The 19,649-nt window shown below is 59.6% G+C and carries 18 protein-coding genes; 9 read left to right on the top strand and 9 right to left on the bottom strand.

The annotated features are described in order from the left end of the window. Window positions 1-197 precede the first annotated feature (197 nt). Window positions 198-1,250: a phosphoporin PhoE gene (gene phoE / locus ACOI7Z_RS20465; protein WP_023288537.1), complete on the top strand. Its 1,053-nt coding sequence runs from the start codon at window positions 198-200 to the stop codon at window positions 1,248-1,250. A 44-nt stretch (window positions 1,251-1,294) separates the two neighbouring features. On the opposite strand, the gene ACOI7Z_RS20460 is transcribed toward phoE, so the two are convergent. Then, a complete protein-coding gene (locus ACOI7Z_RS20460) occupies window positions 1,295-1,861 on the bottom strand; it encodes a C40 family peptidase (protein WP_044521172.1) in 567 nt (188 codons plus the stop codon). A 411-nt stretch (window positions 1,862-2,272) separates the two neighbouring features. Here ACOI7Z_RS20460 and ACOI7Z_RS20455 point away from each other — a divergent pair, with 411 nt between their 5' ends. Together ACOI7Z_RS20455 and ACOI7Z_RS20450 are read left to right on the top strand one after the other, a co-directional pair. After that, window positions 2,273-3,142: a DMT family transporter gene (locus ACOI7Z_RS20455; protein WP_087849690.1), complete on the top strand. Its 870-nt coding sequence runs from the start codon at window positions 2,273-2,275 to the stop codon at window positions 3,140-3,142. A 95-nt stretch (window positions 3,143-3,237) separates the two neighbouring features. Then, window positions 3,238-3,903, top strand: coding sequence for an HAD family hydrolase (locus ACOI7Z_RS20450; RefSeq protein WP_023288539.1), 666 nt, complete (start codon window positions 3,238-3,240; stop codon window positions 3,901-3,903). A 1,399-nt stretch (window positions 3,904-5,302) separates the two neighbouring features. Here the strand turns inward: ACOI7Z_RS20450 and phnE (ACOI7Z_RS20445) are convergent. The 4 genes from phnE (ACOI7Z_RS20445) to phnC form a co-directional block, all read right to left on the bottom strand. Then, window positions 5,303-6,187 carry a phosphonate ABC transporter, permease protein PhnE gene (gene phnE / locus ACOI7Z_RS20445; RefSeq protein WP_086076573.1) on the bottom strand — a complete coding sequence of 295 codons (885 nt, stop codon included), beginning with the start codon at window positions 6,185-6,187 and terminating at the stop codon, window positions 5,303-5,305. Further along, on the bottom strand, window positions 6,184-7,056 hold the full coding sequence (gene phnE, locus ACOI7Z_RS20440) for a phosphonate ABC transporter, permease protein PhnE (RefSeq protein WP_023288541.1): 873 nt from the start codon (window positions 7,054-7,056) through the stop codon (window positions 6,184-6,186). The genes phnE (ACOI7Z_RS20445) and phnE (ACOI7Z_RS20440) overlap by 4 nt, the downstream gene beginning before the upstream one ends. Before the next feature lie 66 nt (window positions 7,057-7,122). Next, window positions 7,123-8,061 carry a phosphonate ABC transporter substrate-binding protein gene (gene phnD / locus ACOI7Z_RS20435; RefSeq protein WP_087849693.1) on the bottom strand — a complete coding sequence of 313 codons (939 nt, stop codon included), beginning with the start codon at window positions 8,059-8,061 and terminating at the stop codon, window positions 7,123-7,125. Window positions 8,062-8,083: 22 nt separating this feature from the next. Then, window positions 8,084-8,926 (bottom strand): phosphonate ABC transporter ATP-binding protein, encoded by an 843-nt coding sequence (gene phnC, locus ACOI7Z_RS20430; protein ID WP_064158649.1) that lies wholly within the window; start codon window positions 8,924-8,926, stop codon window positions 8,084-8,086. Window positions 8,927-9,768: 842 nt separating this feature from the next. Between phnC and ecpR the strand changes: the two genes are divergently transcribed. From ecpR to ACOI7Z_RS20400, 6 genes are all read left to right on the top strand, one after another. Beyond that, window positions 9,769-10,311, top strand: a complete 543-nt coding sequence (ecpR, locus tag ACOI7Z_RS20425; RefSeq protein ID WP_023288544.1) for an ECP biosynthesis operon DNA-binding transcriptional regulator EcpR — start codon at window positions 9,769-9,771, stop codon at window positions 10,309-10,311. A gap of 73 nt (window positions 10,312-10,384) precedes the next feature. After that, window positions 10,385-10,972: a common pilus major fimbrillin subunit EcpA gene (gene ecpA / locus ACOI7Z_RS20420; RefSeq protein WP_023288545.1), complete on the top strand. Its 588-nt coding sequence runs from the start codon at window positions 10,385-10,387 to the stop codon at window positions 10,970-10,972. Between the two features lie 58 nt (window positions 10,973-11,030). Further along, complete coding sequence (locus tag ACOI7Z_RS20415; RefSeq protein WP_023288546.1) at window positions 11,031-11,699, top strand: hypothetical protein; 669 nt, start codon at window positions 11,031-11,033, stop codon at window positions 11,697-11,699. A 25-nt stretch (window positions 11,700-11,724) separates the two neighbouring features. Next, window positions 11,725-14,250, top strand: a complete 2,526-nt coding sequence (locus tag ACOI7Z_RS20410; protein WP_087849694.1) for a fimbrial biogenesis outer membrane usher protein — start codon at window positions 11,725-11,727, stop codon at window positions 14,248-14,250. Continuing rightward, window positions 14,240-15,883: a fimbrial adhesin EcpD gene (ecpD, locus tag ACOI7Z_RS20405; protein WP_087849695.1), complete on the top strand. Its 1,644-nt coding sequence runs from the start codon at window positions 14,240-14,242 to the stop codon at window positions 15,881-15,883. The genes ACOI7Z_RS20410 and ecpD overlap by 11 nt, the downstream gene beginning before the upstream one ends. Then, window positions 15,852-16,562 (top strand): fimbria/pilus periplasmic chaperone, encoded by a 711-nt coding sequence (locus ACOI7Z_RS20400; RefSeq protein WP_087849696.1) that lies wholly within the window; start codon window positions 15,852-15,854, stop codon window positions 16,560-16,562. The genes ecpD and ACOI7Z_RS20400 overlap by 32 nt, the downstream gene beginning before the upstream one ends. A gap of 3 nt (window positions 16,563-16,565) precedes the next feature. Here the strand turns inward: ACOI7Z_RS20400 and ACOI7Z_RS20395 are convergent, their stop codons facing one another. Genes ACOI7Z_RS20395 through ACOI7Z_RS20380 form a run of 4 tightly spaced genes read right to left on the bottom strand, consistent with a single transcriptional unit; the run spans window position 16,566 to window position 19,623 of the window. Further along, complete coding sequence (locus ACOI7Z_RS20395) at window positions 16,566-17,255, bottom strand: amino acid ABC transporter permease (protein WP_087849697.1); 690 nt, start codon at window positions 17,253-17,255, stop codon at window positions 16,566-16,568. After that, the gene (locus tag ACOI7Z_RS20390; RefSeq protein WP_023288550.1) at window positions 17,245-17,997 is read right to left on the bottom strand and encodes an amino acid ABC transporter permease; all 753 of its coding nucleotides are present in this window, start codon (window positions 17,995-17,997) and stop codon (window positions 17,245-17,247) included. Before ACOI7Z_RS20390 ends, ACOI7Z_RS20395 begins: the two co-directional genes overlap by 11 nt. Next, window positions 17,994-18,812, bottom strand: a complete 819-nt coding sequence (locus ACOI7Z_RS20385) for an amino acid ABC transporter ATP-binding protein (RefSeq protein WP_023288551.1) — start codon at window positions 18,810-18,812, stop codon at window positions 17,994-17,996. Before ACOI7Z_RS20385 ends, ACOI7Z_RS20390 begins: the two co-directional genes overlap by 4 nt. 1 nt (window position 18,813) lies before the next feature. Further along, window positions 18,814-19,623 (bottom strand): ABC transporter substrate-binding protein, encoded by an 810-nt coding sequence (locus ACOI7Z_RS20380; protein ID WP_002890106.1) that lies wholly within the window; start codon window positions 19,621-19,623, stop codon window positions 18,814-18,816. Between the last annotated feature and the right edge of the window lie 26 nt (window positions 19,624-19,649).

Here is a 19,649-nt window from a genome sequence, read left to right as displayed (position 1 = left end):
ATTTTATTGCGCGGGATCGGGCATTCTGGAGAGGGAGTATGACAAAAATATGTCAGATACATTTAAATACGCTTTTTTATAAAAAGTTCCACCTTGTCATAAATATTTAATCTCACGGCGTTAAAAAACCTCCTGTTTTTGATGGGCGAGCGCCCGCAATTGAATAGCGCGTATAAATAAATCACCAGGACTGAATAATGAAAAAGAGTACTCTGGCATTAATGATGATGGGCTTTGTGGCTTCGACGGCGACGCAGGCAGCGGAAGTTTATAATAAGAACGCGAACAAGCTGGATGTGTACGGCAAGATCAAAGCCATGCATTACTTCAGCGACTATGACAGCAAGGATGGCGATCAGACCTACGTGCGTTTCGGTATTAAAGGCGAAACGCAGATTAACGAAGACCTGACCGGCTATGGCCGTTGGGAATCTGAATTCTCCGGTAACAAAACCGAGAGCGACTCCAGCCAGAAGACTCGTCTGGCGTTTGCCGGGCTGAAGCTGAAGAACTACGGCTCCTTCGACTACGGTCGTAACCTTGGCGCCCTGTACGACGTGGAAGCCTGGACCGATATGTTCCCGGAATTCGGCGGCGATTCCTCTGCTCAGACCGATAACTTTATGACCAAGCGCGCCAGCGGTCTGGCGACCTACCGCAACACCGACTTCTTCGGTCTGGTGGATGGCCTGGATATGACCCTGCAGTACCAGGGTAAAAACGAAGGTCGTGAAGCGAAGAAACAGAACGGCGACGGCGTCGGCACCTCGTTAAGCTATGACTTCGGCGGCAGCGACTTCGCCGTCAGCGCGGCCTACACCAGCTCCGACCGTACCAACGATCAGAACCTGCTGGCCCGCGGCCAGGGTTCGAAAGCGGAAGCCTGGGCGACCGGCCTGAAATATGACGCCAACAACATCTATCTGGCGACCATGTACTCTGAAACCCGCAAGATGACCCCGATCAGCGGCGGCTTTGCCAACAAAGCGCAGAACTTTGAAGCGGTGGCGCAGTATCAGTTCGACTTCGGTCTGCGTCCGTCCCTCGGCTATGTGCTGTCGAAAGGGAAGGATATCGAAGGGGTGGGGAGCGAAGATCTGGTTAACTACATTGACGTGGGCCTGACCTACTACTTCAACAAAAACATGAACGCCTTCGTGGATTACAAAATCAACCAGCTGAAAAGCGATAACAAACTCGGCATCAACGATGACGACATCGTCGCGCTGGGCATGACCTACCAGTTCTGATCAACTTCAGAACCACCCGCCGCAGCCCAGGCTGCGGCTTTTTTTTAGCGGCGGTTCTTCGCCAGATGCAGGGTGTCGCTGTTCATGGTGATCTGCGCGTTATACTCCTTCGGCAGACGGCGCGCCTGATAGAACGCCGACTCCCAGTAAGGGTTGTCCAGCGAAGAGCGCATCACGCCCTGGCTGCTCGAGGCGTGAAGGAAATTATGATCGGTATCGTAAAAGCCAACGTGCATCCCGGCCCGGGTGCGGAAGAAAACCAGATCGCCGGGACGTAAATCGCGCTTATTGACCCGCACGCCCATGTGCAACAGCTCACGGGTGGTGATCCGCTCCATCGGCAGGTTAAAGCGATCCTTCAGCGTGCGCCAGACGAAACCCGAGCAGTCGACGCCGCTTTGTTCAGTCCCGCCCCATTCATAGGGGGTTCCCTGCCAAGTGTGCATCTGGTCATGCAGGGCCGCCACCACCGGGATCAGATCGTCCGATCCGCCGTCAATGGTCATATCCGCATGAGATTTTGTGTGTTTTGCCTGTTTCGGTGAGGAGGAGCATCCTGCCAACAACAAAAAAGGAATTAACAAGAGAGCATGCTTCAGTTTTGGCTTCATATCGTTATTTTCGAAGTAGCAAGCAGACTGCTTTGTTTTATAGCCGATTAAAAAGAACGGCTAAATAACCTGATGCCGCCTTTACGTTTATTTACGATTAAAAATAAACAACGATGGGATGGATCAGCCATAAAGGGCAGTTGTCACTTCGCAACAGCCTGTGCCAGGATTCTGTCATCAACATCTCACGAGGCATTCCATGACGCATAACGCCATCGCCACCGAGACTTTACCCGGCGCCGCTTTCGACGCGGGGTGGATGACGTCTGCGCCTCATTATTGCTTCGCCACGCTCTGCCCACCGCCTCCCCCTCCAGACCGGGTTGTTTTCGGCGCTTAACGCCGTCTTTCCAGGCGCTTACCTGCCGGTATGACGCTTGATACCTTGTGTTTGACGTTCGGGAGCATGCTATGCACGTTCGCTATTCTCTGCTCGCCTCGCAGGCGACAACGGCCACCTTTGTGCTGCTGTGGGGCAGCGCGGCCATTTTTACCCGCTGGGGACTGGACAACGCCTCGCCGATGGCGCTGCTGGTCTTTCGTTTTCTGGTTGCCCTGGTCGCGCTGGCGCCGCTGGTCATCGCCCGTCGACGCTGGCTGCCCGCGCCGGGCACTCGCCTGCAGACAGCGGCCACCGGCCTGATGCTGATTGGCGGCTATTCGGTCTGTTACTTCGAGGCGATGGCCAACGGCGTGACGCCGGGGCTTATCGCCACCATCATGGGGATCCAGCCCATCCTTACGCTCTGCGTGGTGGAGCGCCGCCTGCAGGGGCGGCGGCTGTTGGGGCTGCTGATTGCCCTGGCGGGGCTGGTGCTGCTGGTGTGGCGCAGCCTGGCGATGTCGCCGATGGCGATGACAGGGATCCTGTTTGCGCTGGCGGCTCTGCTGCTGATGACCTTTGGCGCGCTGTGGCAAAAGCGCAGCCGCCAGTCGCCGGCGGATGTCCTGCCGCTTCAGTATGCCGTTAGTCTGGGGCTGTGCCTGTTGATCGCCCCGGTCAGCGGCTTCCGGTTTACCGTTAACGTCGGGTTGATTATTCCGGTGCTGTTTCTCGGGCTGCTGATTTCGGTGGTCGCCCAACTGCTGCTGTACCGTCTGCTGAGCGCGGGGAATATCGTCAATGTCACCAGCCTCTTTTATCTGGTGCCAGCGATCACGGCGCTGCTGGATTATCTGCTGCTGGGCAATCGGCTGCCGGCGGCGGCGATGGTCGGTATGGTGGCGATCGTCGGCGGGATCGTGCTGGTGTTCCGCACCGGCAAGGTCCGCGCCGGCTGACGGCGAGCCGGGCGCGGTGGCGTCCGGTTCATTTTCCTGTCATCTTTTTTACGCATGCTCCCGGCAGCTTATTTTGACCAGTAAGGGAAGGTACCATGGGCAACACGCTGACGATTTTCGATCTCGATAACACCCTGATACAGGGCGATAGCAGTACGATCTGGAGCCAGTTTATGGTTCGCGAAGGGCTGGCGACGCAGAAGGGGTATCTTGCCCGCGAGGCGCGGCTGATGGCGGATTATGACCGGGGAGAGATGAATATCGCCGATTATGTGGCCCTGATCCAGGCGCCGCTGGCCGGAATACCGAAATCGGACGTAGACGCGCTGGTGGCCCGCTGCGTGCGCGAGGCGATCCTGCCCCGGGTCTATCCCCAGGCGTGGGAACTGATTCGTCGTCTGCGGGCCGAGGGGGAGCAGATGCTGATTATCTCCGCCTCGGTTAGCCTGCTGGTGCAGGCGGTGGCCGCCGCGCTGGAGATTGAGCAGGCGCTGGGCATTGACGTGGCGATGGTCGACGGCGGCTACAGCGGGGAGATTGCCGGGATCCCCAGCTATCAGCAAGGGAAGGTGGCGCGTCTGGCGCAGTGGCGCGAGGCGCATCCGCAGTATGACGGCGAGGTGACTTTTTACACCGATTCCATTAACGATCTGCCGCTGTGCCTGCATGCGGATCGCGTGCGGCTGGTCAATCCCTGTCCGCAGCTGCAGGCGGCCGGTGCCGGATATGGCTGGCCGGTGCTGAGCTGGCGGCTGGAATAGCGGAACGGATAAATGTTTCTGCGGGTTCAGTCGTTGTCGGCCGGGCAAGGCGTGAGCCGCCATCCGGCATAAAGGCGGCTTCGTGCCGGCGGTCGTTGCCCGGCGGCGCTGCGCTTGCGCGGGCCTACGGGGGGTGAGCCTGTGAGAGGAACTTGTAGGCCGGGTAAGGCGCAGCCGCCACCCGGCAACATCACGGGTACCGCGCCTGACGTCTCGCCCGGCGGCGCTACGCTTGCGCGGGCCTGAACGCCAGCCGGACTCTTTCCTGGAGAGGGGAAGCACTGCCGTGTGGTTGTTTATGTTATCTGTGGCTTCAGCGTAGTTTGCGCTCCCGGTTAGTCTTCTGCGCTATGTCTCTTATGGCGCAGGGAGCGCACAGGGGGCGGCCAGTCGCCGCCGCCCCCTGTACCCCCGGGCTCCGGCCAGCGAAATCGCCACTGCGTGGTGCCTTCGACTTATCCCTGCAGGCTTCGGGTCGGGCCGAGGCAGCGTCCGTGCAAAACACGGCCCTCAGCCCGCATCCATGCGGGCTGCCCCGGCCTTCCGGGAACGTCTCAGCGATTTTGAGGCCGTCAGTACCGGCAGTTTCAGTCGCACAAGTGGGTGAATCAACGACAGGTCGCACGAACCCTCCAGGCCGGGTAAGGCGCAGCCGCCATCCGGCATAACGGCGGCTTCGTGCCGGCGGTCGTTGCCCGGCGGCGCTACGCTTGCGCGGGCCTACGGGGGGTGAGCCTGTGAGAGGAACTTGTAGGCCGGGTAAGGCGCAGCCGCCACCCGGCAACATCACGGGTACCGCGCCTGACGTCTCGCCCGGCGGCGCTACGCTTGCGCGGGCCTGAACGCCAGCCGGACTGTTTCCTGGAGAGGGGAAGCACTGCCGTGTGGTTGTTTATGTTATCTGTGGCTTCAGCGTAGTTTGCGCTCCCGGTTAGTCTTCTGCGCTATGTCCCTTATGGCGCAGGGAGCGCACAGGGGGCGGCCAGTCGCCGCCGCCCCCTGTACCCCCGGGCTCCGGCCAGCAAAATCGCCGCTACGCGGTACCTTCGACTTATCCCTGCAGGCTTCGGGTCGGGCCGAGGCAGCGTCCGTGCAAAACACGGCCCTCAGCCCGCATCCATGCGGGCTGCCCCGGCCTTCCGGGAACGTCTCAGCGATTTTGAGGCCGTCAGCACCGGCAGTTTCAGTGGCGCAAGTGGGTAAATCAAAGACAGGTCGCACGAACCCTCCAGGCCGGGTAAGGCGTGAGCCGCCACCCGACAAACTAACCGTGCAACAGGGTTGTGTGGGAGGTAATCAACGCTCGCCCGGCGGCGCAGTTGCTTGCCGGGCCTACAGACAGTCAGTGCCGGACGAGTAGGCCGGGTAAGGCGCAGCCGCCACCCGGCACAAAGGCGCGCTAGCGTTCCTCCTGATACAGCGGCACTACGGCGCCGCCGATATAGCGACGGCGCAGCCAGGCGGAGAGGGTGTCCATGATCATCACCACCGCCACCAGCAGCAGCGTGATAAACATCACCACATCCCAGTTCCACAGGCGCATATTCTCGGCATAGATAAGCCCGATACCGCCGGCGCCGACGAAGCCCAGCACCGCCGCGGAGCGGGTGTTGGATTCAATCTGGTACAGGCTCAGCGCGAGGAAGGTCGGGAACGACTGGGTAAAAATGCCAAAACGATGCTTTTGCAGGCCGTTCGCGCCCACGGCGGTCAGCCCGCGCCCGGGGGAGCGGTCCACGGCTTCGTGTCCTTCCGCGTACAGCCGTCCCAGCAGACCGGTGTCCTGCATGATGATCGCCAGCACCCCGGCCAGCGGCCCGAGGCCTACCGCGCGCACGAAAATCAGCCCCCAGATAGCCATGTCGATCCCGCGCAGCACATCAAACAGGCGGCGCATCAGCAGGGCGAGGGTCCCCAGCACCATGCCGCGCATGATGTTGCGGGCGGCGAAGAAGGAGAGCAGCAGCGCCAGCACCGTGGCGGTGAGCGTCCCGGCGAAGACGATAGCCAGGGTAATGCCGATTTGCGTGAAGTAATAGCCAAACGGCCAGTTCCAGAAGTCGTGCCAGACGAACATCCGCGCCAGATAGCGGCCAATCTGCTGCAGGCCGGTGGTCAGCTGTTCGCCGCTGATGCCGAACTGCAGAAAAAACCAGACGTAATAGAGCACGCAGGCCAGCGCCACCAGCCCGACGTAGCGCAGGTAGCGCCCCTGGACCTGATAGAGCTGTTTATGCTGCCGACGGCTGGCGGCGATATCCGGTTGCATGTGCCAGACGCTCATTTCTTACCCTCCAGTACCCACAGGCGCAGACGACCGGACAGCATGTCCAGCGCCGACACCACCAGAATGATCAGCAGCAGGGTGATGCTCACCTGATCGTAGCGGTCGAGCTTGATGTTGGTCATCAGCTCCTGGCCGATGCCGCCCGCGCCCACCAGCCCGAGAATGGTCGACGAGCGGAAGTTGATTTCAAGCCGCATAAAGCCGTAGGAGAGAAACAGCGGCTTCACCTGCGGCCACAGGGCGAAGCGAATTTTCTGCAGCGGCGATGCGCCGCAGGCCGCCAGGCCGCGTACCGGTTTGTTTTGCGCGCTTTCCACCGCCTCGTAGAACAGTTTGGTCAGACTGCCGACGGTATGCAGCATGAGCGCCAGAAAGCCCGGGATCGCGCCGATGCCGAACGCCATCACAAAGATCACCGCCCACGCCAGCTCGGGCATGGTGCGCAAAAACGCTACCAGCACGCGAATGGCAAAGCGCACCGGCGCCGGGGACCAGGCGTTATTGGCGGCAAGAAACGCGAAAACCGTGGCAATGGCGACGGCCACCAGGGTTGAGGCCAGCGCCAGTTGCAGAGTTTCCCAGATCAGCGGCAGCTGGATCGGCAGGCGATAGCCCCACCAGGCCAGCGACCCTTTGGTCTGCACGTCGGCGAACAGGTTGCCGGCGCTCAGGGGCGGAATGGTCTCTGCCATATAGTCCAGGAAGTGGGGCAGCGAGTGCCAGATAGTCAGCAGATTAAATTCCGCGGCGCTGCCGGCGGCAAAATAAAGCGCCAGCAACAGCAGCGACCAGCAGACGGCATCGCGCTTTTGCCGCGAGCGTACCTGCTGGTAATAGCGTTCAAATTCGATGTGGGTCGTCTTCATGCGTCGGGGATCTTCAACGTAGCGCCGCCGCTCACCTCCGGGCAAGCCGGCGGCGTTGAGGCAGGATTAACGCGCGCTCACCAGCTCGCGTTTCATATCAATAATCTGCTGGAAGTCAGCCACGCTGCCCGGGCCGATGTGCTGAGTACCGCCCATCGCTTTGATAAAGCAGGCGTGATCCTCAGTATCCAGTTTTTTCACCGCCGCCACGACCTTTGCCTTAAAGTCCGCCGGCAGCGCATTGCTCACCAGGATCGGGCCGTTCGGGATCAGCGGCGATTGCCAGATAATGCGGATCTGCTTCATCAGATCCGGATGATCCATGCGAATCAGGCGGTTGAACGCGCCCGTGGTGTAGCCGGTGTTGTAATCGCCAACCATCGAGGCCCAGGTCACCGCCCCCGCGAACTGGCCATTCAGCACGCCGAGGATGTCCTGCTCGTGGCCACCGGAGAAGGTGACGCTGGAGAAGGTGTTGTTGTATTTGTTGTCGGCGTTGCCGCCAAATTTTTCTTTAAACGCATGGTTAGGGATCAGATACCCGGAAGTGGAATCCGGGTCGGCGAAGCCAAAGGCTTTGCCTTTTAAATCGTCCAGCGTTTTATACGGGGAGTCGGCTTTGACAATCACCACCGAGTGATAGCCGCGAGACTGATCTTTGTCGTCCACGGCGATGCCGACGATATCCACCGCTTTCGGGTTATTGAGATAAACCGAGGCGTAAGAGGAGGGGGACATGCTCAGCACCAAGTCGACTTTACCCCCCAGCAGACCCTGAATCACCCCGGAATAGTCGGAAGAGTTACGCAGTTTGGTATCCACGTTCAGCTCTTTATCGAGGAAGGTCTTCACGCACTGGTTATCGCCGATTTGCTGGGTGGCGTTCTGGCCGCCGAGAATGCCCAGATTCAGCTCTTTCGGCTGCGCCGCCGCTGCCTGCCATGCCATCATCATGCCTGCGACCATTGCGGATAAACGAACTGCGCCAGTCATATATTTTTTCATTATCTTGCCCGTGTGAGTGAAATTAATGCAATTGGCTAACGTCATCGCCGTACAGCTGCTGCAGTACATCCTGCGTCAGCCGGGAGGGGTGATCGTCAAAAATAAGCTGTCCGTTGGCGACGCCGATAACCCGGGTGCAGTAGGTCCTGACCAGCTCCACCGAATGCAGGTTGACCATCACGCTGATGCCCTGCTCGCTAATCTCGCGCAGCACATCCATGATGCGCTGAGTGTTTTTCGGATCCAGCGAGGCGACAGGCTCGTCGGCCAGCAAGATCCCGGGGTTTTGCATCAGCGCCCGGCAGATCGCCACCCGCTGCATCTGCCCGCCGGAGAGGTTCTCCGCCCGCTGCAGCGCGTGCGGCAGCATGTTCATCCATTCAAGCAGCGCAATGGCGCGCGCCCGGTCGGCTGCGGGAAAGATTTTAAACAGCGATTTCAGGGTTGAAGTCTGGCTGAGGCGGCCCAGCAGAACGTTGGTGAGTACGTCGAGGCGCGGCACCAGGCAGAAGTCCTGGAAGATCATCCCGCAGTGGCTGCGCCAGGCGTTGAGCGCGCGGCCTTTCAGCCGGGAGACATCGTGCGGGGTACCGACTTCCGGGTAGCTAAGAATTTCGCCGCCGCTGGCGCTGTGGGTGCCATTGAGAACATGCAGGAGCGTCGATTTACCGGCGCCGGAACGGCCAATAACCCCGACCATTTCACCGGCGTGCAGGTCAAAGCTGATGCTGTCCAGCACCTTGTGCTGAGCCTCGTAGGCTTTACTCAGGTTGCGCACGCTTAAGACCTTCCGCTGCCGGCCGGCATTGAGATCGGTGAACGGCTGGAAATCAGTTTCGGCCACCGCGGCAAGAGAGCTGTTCATAAGAGTGTCCAGGTTCGTCATTAACTGGCCACTATTAATAGGTCTTTATGTGAAATTTCGATGACGGTATTGCGAACAAACCGTGAACAGGCGGGAAAGGGCGGCGGTGAGCGGTCCACCCGCGCGCGCGTGGCGCGCTGGCGAAGCGCCGAAAAGCGGCTATGCTTTCGGGGGCGCGGAGACTGGCGCCCCTTGACGGCCAGAATCCTCGTCAATCTTCGTTTAATCTTGCTGATAAGAACTGTTATATCGAATAGATAATGCGTCTGCCTTTGTTTAGCATTCAACATTCCGCAGGTATTAACATATACATAACTATTTTGTGCGGCAGGTTAATCTATTCATGAGTCTTATGTGTTGGTGAATCATCCTGGTTATTGCTAGTTTTTGGATTTATATTCTTTATTTTTTAATAAACTTGGTCTATTCGACAGCTTCACTCTACCCTCCATTAAGAATATTCCTAACATAATAGGGTGAAGATCCTGGGTAATATAAAATTCAGCTAAGAATCGACGGTAATATTGCCAATAACCTTATGAAAATAAATGTCTTTTTTCTTCCCTCAAAAAAACGATATTTTCAGTTTTTGTAAATATTGACCTGGGCGCGAAATTCATTGCCTTTCCGCATGTTGACACTCTATAGGAAAAAACTTAAATTCAACGCCAAGCAGAAAATAATTATAGCTCAACCCCGCTTATCCAATATTGATAGGTAATTCGTGTCTTATTTAATGGCGATTTATTAAAGGAATGGAATACGCCAGTTAACTTTATAGGCCTGGCAAGCAGTGACGTTGTAAAAATGATTACTTCAAGGACTATGAGGTTAAAAACTATATGGAATATAAAAGCTGTTCCGATAAGTATATTTGGTCTGCCCATGACTCCTACTTCTATAAAGGATTATCCGAACTGATTGTTGATATCGACGAATTAATTTATCTGTCGCTAGAGAAAATCAGAAGAGATTTCGTGTTTATCAATCTCAATACGGCTTCGTTAAACGAGTTTATCAGGCGCGACAGCGAATGGCTATCCGCGGTAAAGGGGAAACAGGTCGTATTAATTGCGGCCAGAAAGTCAGAGGCCTTAGCGAATTACTGGTATTACAATAGCGATATTCGCGGCGTGGTATATGTTGGCCTGAGTCGCGATATTCGAAAAGAGCTGGCCTATGTGATTAATGGCAGGTTTCTCCGTAAAGATATTAAGAAAGATAAAATCACAGACCGGGAAATGAAAATTATCCGCATGACCGCCCAGGGCATGCAGCCGAAATCGATCGCCAGAATTGAAAATTGTAGCGTGAAGACAGTGTATACCCATCGGCGCAATGCTGAGGCCAAGCTGTATTCCAAAATATATAAGTTAGTTCAGTAACACCCAGGCAAGTTAATTTTTGAATGGTTCACCGGGACATCATGTCCTTAATTCAACTCAGGAAGAAAAAGCGATGAAAAAAAAGGTTCTGGCAATAGCTCTGGTAACGGCGTTTACCGGTATGGGTGTGGCGCAGGCTGCTGACGTAACGGCTCAGGCTGTAGCGACCTGGTCTGCGACCGCCAAAAAAGACACCACCAGCAAACTGGTCGTCACCCCGCTCGGTAGCCTGGCGTTCCAGTATGCCGAAGGCGTGAAAGGTTTTAACTCACAGAAAGGTCTGTTTGACGTGGCAATTGAGGGTGACGCAACGGCGACCGCCTTTAAGCTGACCTCGCGTCTTATCACCAACACCTTAACCCAGCTGGATACCTCCGGCTCCACGCTGAGCGTGGGCGTGGATTATAACGGCGCAGCGGTGGAAAAAACCGGTGATACCGTGATGATCGATACCGCCAACAACATTCTGGGCGGCAACCTCAGCGCGCTGGCTAATGGCTACAACGCCAGCGGCCGCACCACCGCGCAGGATGGTTTCACCTTCTCTATCATCAGCGGCACCACTGACGGCACCACCGCCGTGACCGATTACAGCACCCTGCCGGAAGGGATCTGGAGCGGCGACGTTAGCGTACAGTTCGACGCCACCTGGACCAGCTGATCCTTCTGATGCACCAGCAGGGGGGGCTCCCCCTGCTTTTTTCACGGACGGAATTGTTATGAAAAAGCACCTTCTGGCCCTCGGGCTGCTGCTAGCCGGAGTGTCGCCGGCACAGGCGCTGGATGTCGGCGATATCTCATCTTTTATGAACAGCGGCAGCAGCACGCTGAGCAAAACGATCAAGAACAGCACCGACAGCGGCCGGCTGATCAATATCCATCTCGAACGGCTCTCTTCCCCGCTGGATGACGGACAGGTTATCCCGATGGATAAACCGGATGAGGTGCTGCTCACTCCCGCCAGCCTGCTGCTACCCGCCCAGGCCAGCGATGTGATCCGCTTCTTCTACAAAGGCCCGGCGGATGACAAAGAGCGCTACTACCGCATTGTCTGGTTCGACCAGGCGCTCAGCGATGCCCAGCGCGATAACGCCACCCGCAGCGCGGTGGCCACCGCTTCCGCCCGCATCGGCACCATCCTGGTGGTGGCGCCCCGGCAGGTGAACTACCGCTTTCAGTACGCCAACGGCTCCCTGACCAACACCGGGAACGCGACGCTGCGGATCCTCGCCTACGGCCCTTGCCTGAAGGCCGCCGAGGGTAAGGAGTGTAAGGAAAACTACTACCTGATGCCGGGTAAATCACGCCGTTTTACGCGCGTGGACACGGCGGATAAAAAAGGGCGGGTTGCGCTTTGGCAGGGTGAGCAGTTTGTTCCCGTGAAATAGACAGCTGTGCAGATGGATAACGACGATGCCTCTACAACGGATTTCCCCAGGACTGAAAACACGACTTGCCTTCGGCATGTTTTTTTTGTTCGTTCAGCCCGACGCCAGCGCGGCTGCCCCAGGGGCGCAGCAGATTGGCGGGGTGATTATTCCGCAGGCCTTCAGCCAGGCGATGCAGGACGGCATGAGCGTTCCGCTCTATATTCATCTTGCCGGCAGCCAGGACACCCGGGACGATCAGCGGATCGGCAGCGCCTTTATCTGGCTGGACGGCGGCCAGCTGCGCGTTCGGCAGATCCGGCTGGAGGACAATGAGGGTAACGCCAGCGTCAGCGAACAGACCCGCCAGCAGCTGACTGGCCTCGCCAACGCCCCGTTCAGCGAGGCGCTCACCATCACGCTGACCGACAGCGCGCAGCTGGATCTCAGCCTGCGCCAGCTGCTGCTGCAGCTGGTGGTCAAGCGCGAGGCGCTGGGCACCGTGCTGCGCTCGCGCAGCGAAGACATCGGCCAGTCGAGCGTCAACGCCCTCAGCAGCAACCTGAGCTATAACCTCGGCGTCTATAACAACCAGATGCGCAACGGCGGGAGCAACACCTCCAGCTATCTGTCGCTGAACAACGTCACGGCGCTGCGTGAGCATCATGTGGTGCTCGACGGCTCGCTGTACGGGATCGGCAGCGGTCAGCAGGACAGTGAATTATATAAGGCCATGTATGAACGCGATTTCGCCGGCCACCGCTTTGCCGGCGGGATGCTTGACACCTGGAACCTGCAGTCCCTGGGGCCGATGACCGCTATTTCGGCGGGCAAGATTTACGGCCTTTCCTGGGGGAACCAGGCCAGCTCCACCGTCTTCGACAACAGCCAGTCCGCCACGCCGGTGATCGCCTTTCTGCCGGCGGCGGGCGAGGTGCATCTCACTCGTGACGGCCGGTTGCTGAGCGTCCAGAACTTCGCCATGGGGAACCATGAAGTGGATACCCGCGGCCTGCCGTACGGTATTTACGACGTGGAGGTGGAGGTGATCGTCAACGGGCGGGTGGTCAGCAAACGCACCCAGCGGGTCAATAAGCTGTTCAGCCGGGGACGCGGCGCCGGCGCGCCGCTGGCGTGGCAGGTGTGGGGCGGCAGTTTTCATATGGATCGCTGGTCGGAGAGCGGGAAAAAGACCCGGCCGGCGAAAGAGAGCTGGCTGGCGGGCCTCTCGGCCTCCGGGTCGCTCAGCACCCTAAGCTGGGCGGCAACGGGCTATGGCTACGACAACCAGGCGGTGGGAGAAACCCGCCTGACGCTGCCGCTGGGCGAGTCGATCAACGTTAACCTGCAAAATATGCTGGCCAGCGACAGCTCGTGGAGCAGCGTCGGCAGCATCAGCGCCACGCTGCCGGGGGGCTTTAGTTCAGTGTGGGTCAACCAGGAGAGAACCCGCATTGGCGATCAGTTGCGACGCAGCGATGCCGACAACCGGGCGATCGGCGGCACCCTCAACCTGAACGCGCTGTGGTCGAAGCTGGGGACATTCAGCGTCAGCTACAACGATGACCGTCGCTACAACAGTCATTACTACACCGCGGATTACTATCAGACGGTCTACAGCGGCGCCTTTGGCTCGCTCGGCCTGCGGGCGGGGATCCAGCGCTATAACAATGGCGACAGCAGCGCCAACACCGGGAAATATATCGCCCTCGATCTGTCGCTGCCGCTGGGCAACTGGTTCAGCGCCGGGATGACCCATCAGAACGGCTACACCATGGCTAACCTCTCAGCGCGCAAGCAGTTTGATGAAGGCACCATTCGCACCATCGGCGCCAATCTGTCGCGGGCCATCTCCGGCGATACCGGGGATGACAAAACCCTCAGCGGCGGGGCGTATGCCCAGTTCGACGCCCGCTACGCCAGCGGCACGCTGAACGTCAACAGCGCGGCGGACGGCTACGTCAACACCAACCTCACCGCCAGCGGCAGCGTCGGCTGGCAGGGCAAAAATATCGCCGCCAGCGGACGAACCGACGGCAACGCCGGGGTGATCTTCAACACCGGGCTGGAGGATGACGGTCAGATCAGCGCCAGGGTCAACGGGCGGATCTTCCCGCTCAGCGGCAAGCGTAACTATCTGCCGCTCTCTCCCTATGGCCGCTATGAGGTGGAGCTGCAAAACAGCAAAAACTCGCTCGACAGTTACGACATCGTCAGCGGGCGCAAGAGTCATCTGACCCTCTATCCCGGCAACGTGGCGGTGATTGAGCCTGAGGTGAAGCAGATGGTCACCGTTTCCGGTCGTATTCGGGCGGAAGACGGCACGCTGCTGGCGAATGCGCGGATTAACAACCATATCGGCCGTACCCGCACCGATGAAAACGGCGAGTTCGTCATGGATGTGGATAAGAAATACCCCACGATCGATTTCAGCTACGGCGGCAATAAAACCTGCGAAGTGGCGCTGGAGCTCAGCCAGGCGCGCGGCGCCGTCTGGGTGGGGGATGTGGTTTGCAGCGGCCTCTCGTCGTGGGCGGCGGCGCAGCAGACAGGAGAAGAGAATGAAAGTTAACCCCTTAATCGCCCTGACGATCCTCGCGCTGCTCTGGCCGGTCGCCGCGCTCAGGGCGGCGGTGACCAAGACCACGTGGTCGGATGCGCCGGCGCGTGAGTTTGTGTTTGTGGAAAACAACGCCGACGACAACTTTTTCGTCACCCCCGGCGGGGCGCTGGATCCGCGCATGACCGGCGCCAACCGCTGGACCGGCTTAAAATACACCGGCTCCGGGACCATCTATCAGCAGAGTCTCGGCTATATCGATAACGGCTACAACACCGGGCTCAATGCCAACTGGAAGTTTGATATGTGGCTGGAAAACTCGCCGGTTTCGCACCCCTTAACCGGCCTGCGCTGCATCAACTGGTACGCCGGGTGCGATATGGCCACCAGTCTGATCCTGCCGCAAACCACCGACGCCAGCGGGTTCTATGGCGCGACGGTGACCAGCGGCGGCGCGAAGTGGATGCACGGTATGATGTCGGACGCCTTCTATCAGTATCTGCAGCAGATGCCGGTCGGCGGCAGCTTCACGATGACCATCAATGCCTGCCAGACCTCGGTGAACTACGACGCCAGCAGCGGCGCGCGCTGTAAGGATCAAGCCTCCGGCAACTGGTATGTGCGCAACGTCACCCACACCAAAGCCGCGAGCCTGCGGTTGATAAACACCCACTCGCTGGCGGAGGTGTTTATCAACAGCGATGGCGTGCCGACCCTCGGGGAAGGGAACGCCGACTGCCGGACGCAGACCATCGGCAGCCGCTCAGGGTTAAGCTGTAAGATGGTCAACTATACGTTGCAGACCAATGGGTTAAGCAACACCTCGATCCATATTTTCCCGGCGATCGCCAACTCGTCGCTGGCCTCGGCCGTCGGGGCGTACGATATGCAGTTCAGCCTCAACGGCAGCTCATGGAAGCCGGTGAGCAATACCGCCTATTACTACACCTTCAACGAGATGAAGAGCTCAGACGCAATCTATGTGTTCTTCTCCAGCAACTTCTTTAAGCAGATGGTGAATCTCGGGATCAGCGATATCAATACCAAGGATCTGTTCAACTTTCGCTTCCAGAACACCACCTCGCCGGAGTCAGGCTGGTATGAGTTTTCCACCTCCAACACGCTGATTATCAAGCCCCGTGATTTCAGCATCAGCATTATCTCCGACGAATATACCTCGGCGCCGTCGCGGGAGGGGTATGTCGGCAGCGGCGAACCGGCGCTCGATTTCGGCTACATCGTCACCACCAGCGGTAAAACGGCCGCCGACGAAGTGCTGATCAAAGTGACCGGACCGGCGCAGGTGATTGGCGGGCGCTCCTACTGTCTCTTTAGCTCCGATGACGGTACGGCGAAAGTGCCGTTCCCGGCGACGCTCTCTTTTATCACCCGCAGCGGCGCGACGCAGACCTACGACGCCGGGTGCGATGACAGCTGGCGGGATATGACCGATGCGCTGTGGCTGACCACGCCGTGGACCGATATCTCCGGCGAAGTGGGGCAGATGGATAAGACCACGGTGAAATTCTCGATTCCGATGGATAACGCCATTTCGCTGCGGACGGTAGACGATAACGGCTGGTTTGGCGAAGTCAGCGCTTCAGGAGAGATTCATGTCCAGGCGACGTGGCGCAATATTAACTAAGGCCCTGCTGACGGTGGGCTGCCTGCTGGCAGCGCCGCTGGCGCAGGCTATCTCGGTCGGCAACCTGACCTTTTCCCTGCCGGCTGAAGCGGATTTCGCCAGCAAACGGGTGGTCAACAACAATAAAAGCGCGCGGCTGTACCGCATCGCCGTCAGCGCCATCGATCGCCCGGGCGGCAGCGAAGTGCGCTCCCGGCCGGTGGAGGGCGAGCTGCTGTTCGCCCCCCGTCAGCTGGCGCTGCAGGCCGGGGAGAGCGAATACTTCAAATTTTACTATCATGGCCCGCGGGACAATCGCGAGCGCTATTATCGGGTCTCGTTTCGCGAAATCCCCACCCGCAACCTGACGAGGCGCAGCCCGACCGGCGGCGAGGTCAGCATGGAGCCGGTGGTGGTGATGGATACCATTCTGGTGGTGCGCCCGCGCGAGGTGCAGTTTAAATGGTCTTTCGATAAAGTGGCCGGGACGGTGAGCAACACCGGCAATACCTGGTTTAAGCTGCTGATTAAGCCAGGATGCGATTCGACCGAAGAGGAGGGGGACGCGTGGTATCTGCGTCCCGGGGACGTGGTTCGCCAGCCGGCGCTGCGCCAGCCGGGGAACCACTATCTGGTCTATAACGACAAATTTATTAAGATCAGCGATACCTGCCCGCTGAAGCCCCGCCCCGCGGAGTGAACCTTATCCGGCGGTCGCGCGGCGGGTAAAGCGCCGGCTGGCCAGCAGGCTCAGACCGCAGCACAGCAGGTAGTACACCGCGCCGGTGAAGATGAAGATCGCCAGGGGATAGATCTGCACCCGGTTGTTGACCTGGCCGGCCACGGTGGTCAGCTCCGGGACGTTGACGATAAACGCCAGCGAAGTGTCCTTCAGCAGGCCGATAAAGATCCCCACCAGCGACGGCTGAACGTTGCGCAGCGCCTGCGGGAGCAGCACCAGGCGCAGCGTTTGTCCGGGGGCGAAACCCTGGGTCAGCGCCGCCTCATACTGACCTTTCGGCAGCGACTGCAGCCCGGCCAGCACCGAGTGCATCACCGAGGCGGCGGTAAACCACGCCAGCGCCAGGGTCACGGTCACCGCGCCGGGCAGATCGCCGCCGGTCAGCATCGGCAGCAGATACCACAGCCAGAAGATGACAAATACCAGCGGGATGCCGCGGATAATTTCCGCCCACAGAAACAGCAGACGCCGCGTCAGTCCGCCGTAGCGCCAGGCCAGGCCCGCCAGCGCAATGCCTCCCGGCAGCGCCAGCAGCGTGGCGCCGATAGCCATCAGCAGGGTCAGGGCCACGCCGCCGGGCTGGCCCTCCGCCAGCCGGCCCCACAGCAGGTAATCAAGGTTATCGGCGATCACCGCCAGATTAGCGTTCATGTTGGGCGCTCCGTTGCAGTTTTCTTCCCGGGCCGAGACGCGTTAGCGCCACGCCCATCGCCACCCCCAGCGCCAGGTACAGCGCGGTGCCGACGGCAAAAGCCTCCAGGGCGTGCGCGTTATAGCTCTCAATCTGCCGCACCTGATAGGTCAGTTCCGCAAAGCCGATGCCGCTGGCCAGCGATGAGAGTTTCATCAGGTTGAGATACTGGCCGACAATCGGCTGCCAGGCGTTGGCCAGCCCCTGCGGCAGGAGGATAAAGCGCAGCTCCTGCCACGGCGTAAAGCCCTGCGACAGCGCGGCTTCCCGCTGCCCGTGGCTGACGGCGCGCAGTCCGGAGGCGATCTCTTCCACCAGAAAGGCGGAGGTAAAGACCCCCAACCCCCACATTGAGCAGAGGAACTCCGGCGTCAGCCACCAGACGTTGCCCGGCAGAATGGACCAGGCGTGCTCGTCGTTCACCACGTTCTTCACCGCCAGCGGCAGCAGGTTCCAGGCGGCAAAGTACCAGAACAGCAGCTGGACCAGCAGCGGGGTATTGCGAAACAGCGAGACCCACGCGGCCACCAGCCCGCGCCCCGCGCGGCCGCCGCCGAGACGCAGGGCCAGCAGCAGGACCGCCAGCAGAGTGGCGAGCAGGATCCCGGCGACGCTGACCCAGACGGTGGTGAGAAAACCAGAGATAATCCATTGCAACGGCTGTCCGCTCAGGACGCCGTGCCAGTCAAGCATCGGCGTCACTCAAGGCTCTCCTGGTGCAGCGGATCCAGCACCTTCTGCAGAAAACGCCGCGCGCGGGCATGCTGCGGATGGGCGAAAAACTCAGCCGGCGGGGCGACCTCGAGAATGTCGCCGCCGTCGATAAACACCACCCGGTCGGCAATTTCGCGGGCAAACTGCATCTCGTGGGTCACCACCAGCATGGTGATCCCGCTGTGGGCGAGGTTTTTCATCACCTGCAAAACTTCGCCGATCATCTCCGGGTCGAGGGCCGAAGTGGGCTCATCGAACAGGATAATCTGCGGCGAGGAGGCCAGGGCGCGGGCGATCGCCACCCGCTGCTGCTGGCCGCCGGAGAGCTGCGCCGGCATCTGCTGCGCTTTCTCCTCCAGCCCGACCTGACGCAGCAGCGCCAGCGCCCGCTCCTGTGCCGCGCTTTTTCCCCAGCCGTGGACGCGCTCCAGCGCCAGCGTGATGTTCTCCTGCGCCGTCAGGTGGGCGTAAAGGTTGAACTGCTGGAAGACAAAGCCGACGCGGCTGCGCAGCTGGCGCAAGGCGCTGCCGCTCAGCCGGCTGGTGGGTTTGCCGTCGATCAGGATCTCGCCGCCGCTTAAGGATTCGAGCTGGTTGATCAGGCGGATCAGCGTCGATTTTCCCGATCCGGAAGGGCCGAGGATCGCCACCACTTCGCCGGGATCGACCTGCAGGTTGATGGCGTTGAGCACCTGATGATCGCCGTAGCGCTTGGCCACCTCACGAAAGGTAATGCTGGCGCGCTGCAGACGTGAAAAATCCGCGGCCGGGGCCGCGGAGTGGGAGAATAAACCCGAGAACATATTATTTCGCTTCTATGGTAAAGGCGCGCGGCTGCGGCGTTTTAGTGGCAGGGCCAAACCAGACATCGTAAATTTTCGCGGCTTCGCCGGTTTTCTCCAGCTTCACCAGCTCATCGTTGACGGCCTTCAGCAGGGCCGGTTCGCCTTTCTTCACCCCCACGCCAATCTCTTCTTTGCTGAGCAGGTCGGGCAGAATTTTAAACTTGGCTTTATCCGGCGCTTCCGCCAGCAGACCGGCAAGGATGGTGCTGTCCTGGGTGATGGCCTGGACGTTGCCGTTGCGCAGGGCGGTCAGGGCCAGCGGAATATCGTCATAGGAGAGGACGCGAGCCTGCGGGAAACGCTGGTGCAGCGCCTGTTCGCCGGTGGTGCCTTTCACCGCGCCGATGCGCGCTTTGCTGTACTCATCAAGCTTATCCGGAGAGCCGGCCGGCACGAGGAACTGCTGGCCGGTGACGAAATACGGCGTTGAGAAATCAATAACCTGGGCCCGCTCCGGGGTGATGGTAATGTCGGCGACGATCAGGTCGGCTTTGCCGGACTGCAGCAGCGGAATACGGTTGGCCGGGTTAGTGGCCACCAGTTCGAGTTTGACGCCGAGCGCTTTCGCCAGCGCCTGGGCAAAGTCGACGTCGTAGCCGACGATATGGTGGGTTTTGGCGTCCACGGAGCCGAACGGCGGGTTGGCGTCAAAGGTGGCGACTTTCACGACGCCGGCGGCTTTGATGTCAGCCAGCTGGTCGGCCTGCGCCTGCGAGGCGAGCAGCAGCATACCCAGCGCCAGTGCGATTTTTGTGGTTTTGTTGCGCATATTTTTTCCCCTGAATCCCTGTTTTG

The sequence above is a fragment of the Klebsiella sp. C283 genome (assembly GCF_048822555.1).
Taxonomy (GTDB): domain Bacteria; phylum Pseudomonadota; class Gammaproteobacteria; order Enterobacterales; family Enterobacteriaceae; genus Klebsiella; species Klebsiella quasipneumoniae.
The sequence above is the reverse complement of the archived record's forward strand: the minus strand, read 5'-3'. Positions and strand labels throughout refer to the sequence as shown.

Bases quoted from the DNA above. Each gene is read 5' to 3' on its own strand.
- phoE (WP_023288537.1), top strand. From the start codon at position 198: ATGAAAAAGAGTACTCTGGCATTAATGATGATGGGCTTTGTGGCTTCG.
- ACOI7Z_RS20460 (WP_044521172.1), bottom strand. From the start codon at position 1,861: ATGAAGCCAAAACTGAAGCATGCTCTCTTGTTAATTCCTTTTTTGTTG.
- ACOI7Z_RS20455 (WP_087849690.1), top strand. From the start codon at position 2,273: ATGCACGTTCGCTATTCTCTGCTCGCCTCGCAGGCGACAACGGCCACC.
- ACOI7Z_RS20450 (WP_023288539.1), top strand. From the start codon at position 3,238: ATGGGCAACACGCTGACGATTTTCGATCTCGATAACACCCTGATACAG.
- phnE (WP_086076573.1), bottom strand. From the start codon at position 6,187: ATGAGCGTCTGGCACATGCAACCGGATATCGCCGCCAGCCGTCGGCAG.
- phnE (WP_023288541.1), bottom strand. From the start codon at position 7,056: ATGAAGACGACCCACATCGAATTTGAACGCTATTACCAGCAGGTACGC.
- phnD (WP_087849693.1), bottom strand. From the start codon at position 8,061: ATGAAAAAATATATGACTGGCGCAGTTCGTTTATCCGCAATGGTCGCA.
- phnC (WP_064158649.1), bottom strand. From the start codon at position 8,926: ATGAACAGCTCTCTTGCCGCGGTGGCCGAAACTGATTTCCAGCCGTTC.
- ecpR (WP_023288544.1), top strand. From the start codon at position 9,769: ATGGAATATAAAAGCTGTTCCGATAAGTATATTTGGTCTGCCCATGAC.
- ecpA (WP_023288545.1), top strand. From the start codon at position 10,385: ATGAAAAAAAAGGTTCTGGCAATAGCTCTGGTAACGGCGTTTACCGGT.
- ACOI7Z_RS20415 (WP_023288546.1), top strand. From the start codon at position 11,031: ATGAAAAAGCACCTTCTGGCCCTCGGGCTGCTGCTAGCCGGAGTGTCG.
- ACOI7Z_RS20410 (WP_087849694.1), top strand. From the start codon at position 11,725: ATGCCTCTACAACGGATTTCCCCAGGACTGAAAACACGACTTGCCTTC.
- ecpD (WP_087849695.1), top strand. From the start codon at position 14,240: ATGAAAGTTAACCCCTTAATCGCCCTGACGATCCTCGCGCTGCTCTGG.
- ACOI7Z_RS20400 (WP_087849696.1), top strand. From the start codon at position 15,852: ATGTCCAGGCGACGTGGCGCAATATTAACTAAGGCCCTGCTGACGGTG.
- ACOI7Z_RS20395 (WP_087849697.1), bottom strand. From the start codon at position 17,255: ATGAACGCTAATCTGGCGGTGATCGCCGATAACCTTGATTACCTGCTG.
- ACOI7Z_RS20385 (WP_023288551.1), bottom strand. From the start codon at position 18,812: ATGTTCTCGGGTTTATTCTCCCACTCCGCGGCCCCGGCCGCGGATTTT.
- ACOI7Z_RS20380 (WP_002890106.1), bottom strand. From the start codon at position 19,623: ATGCGCAACAAAACCACAAAAATCGCACTGGCGCTGGGTATGCTGCTG.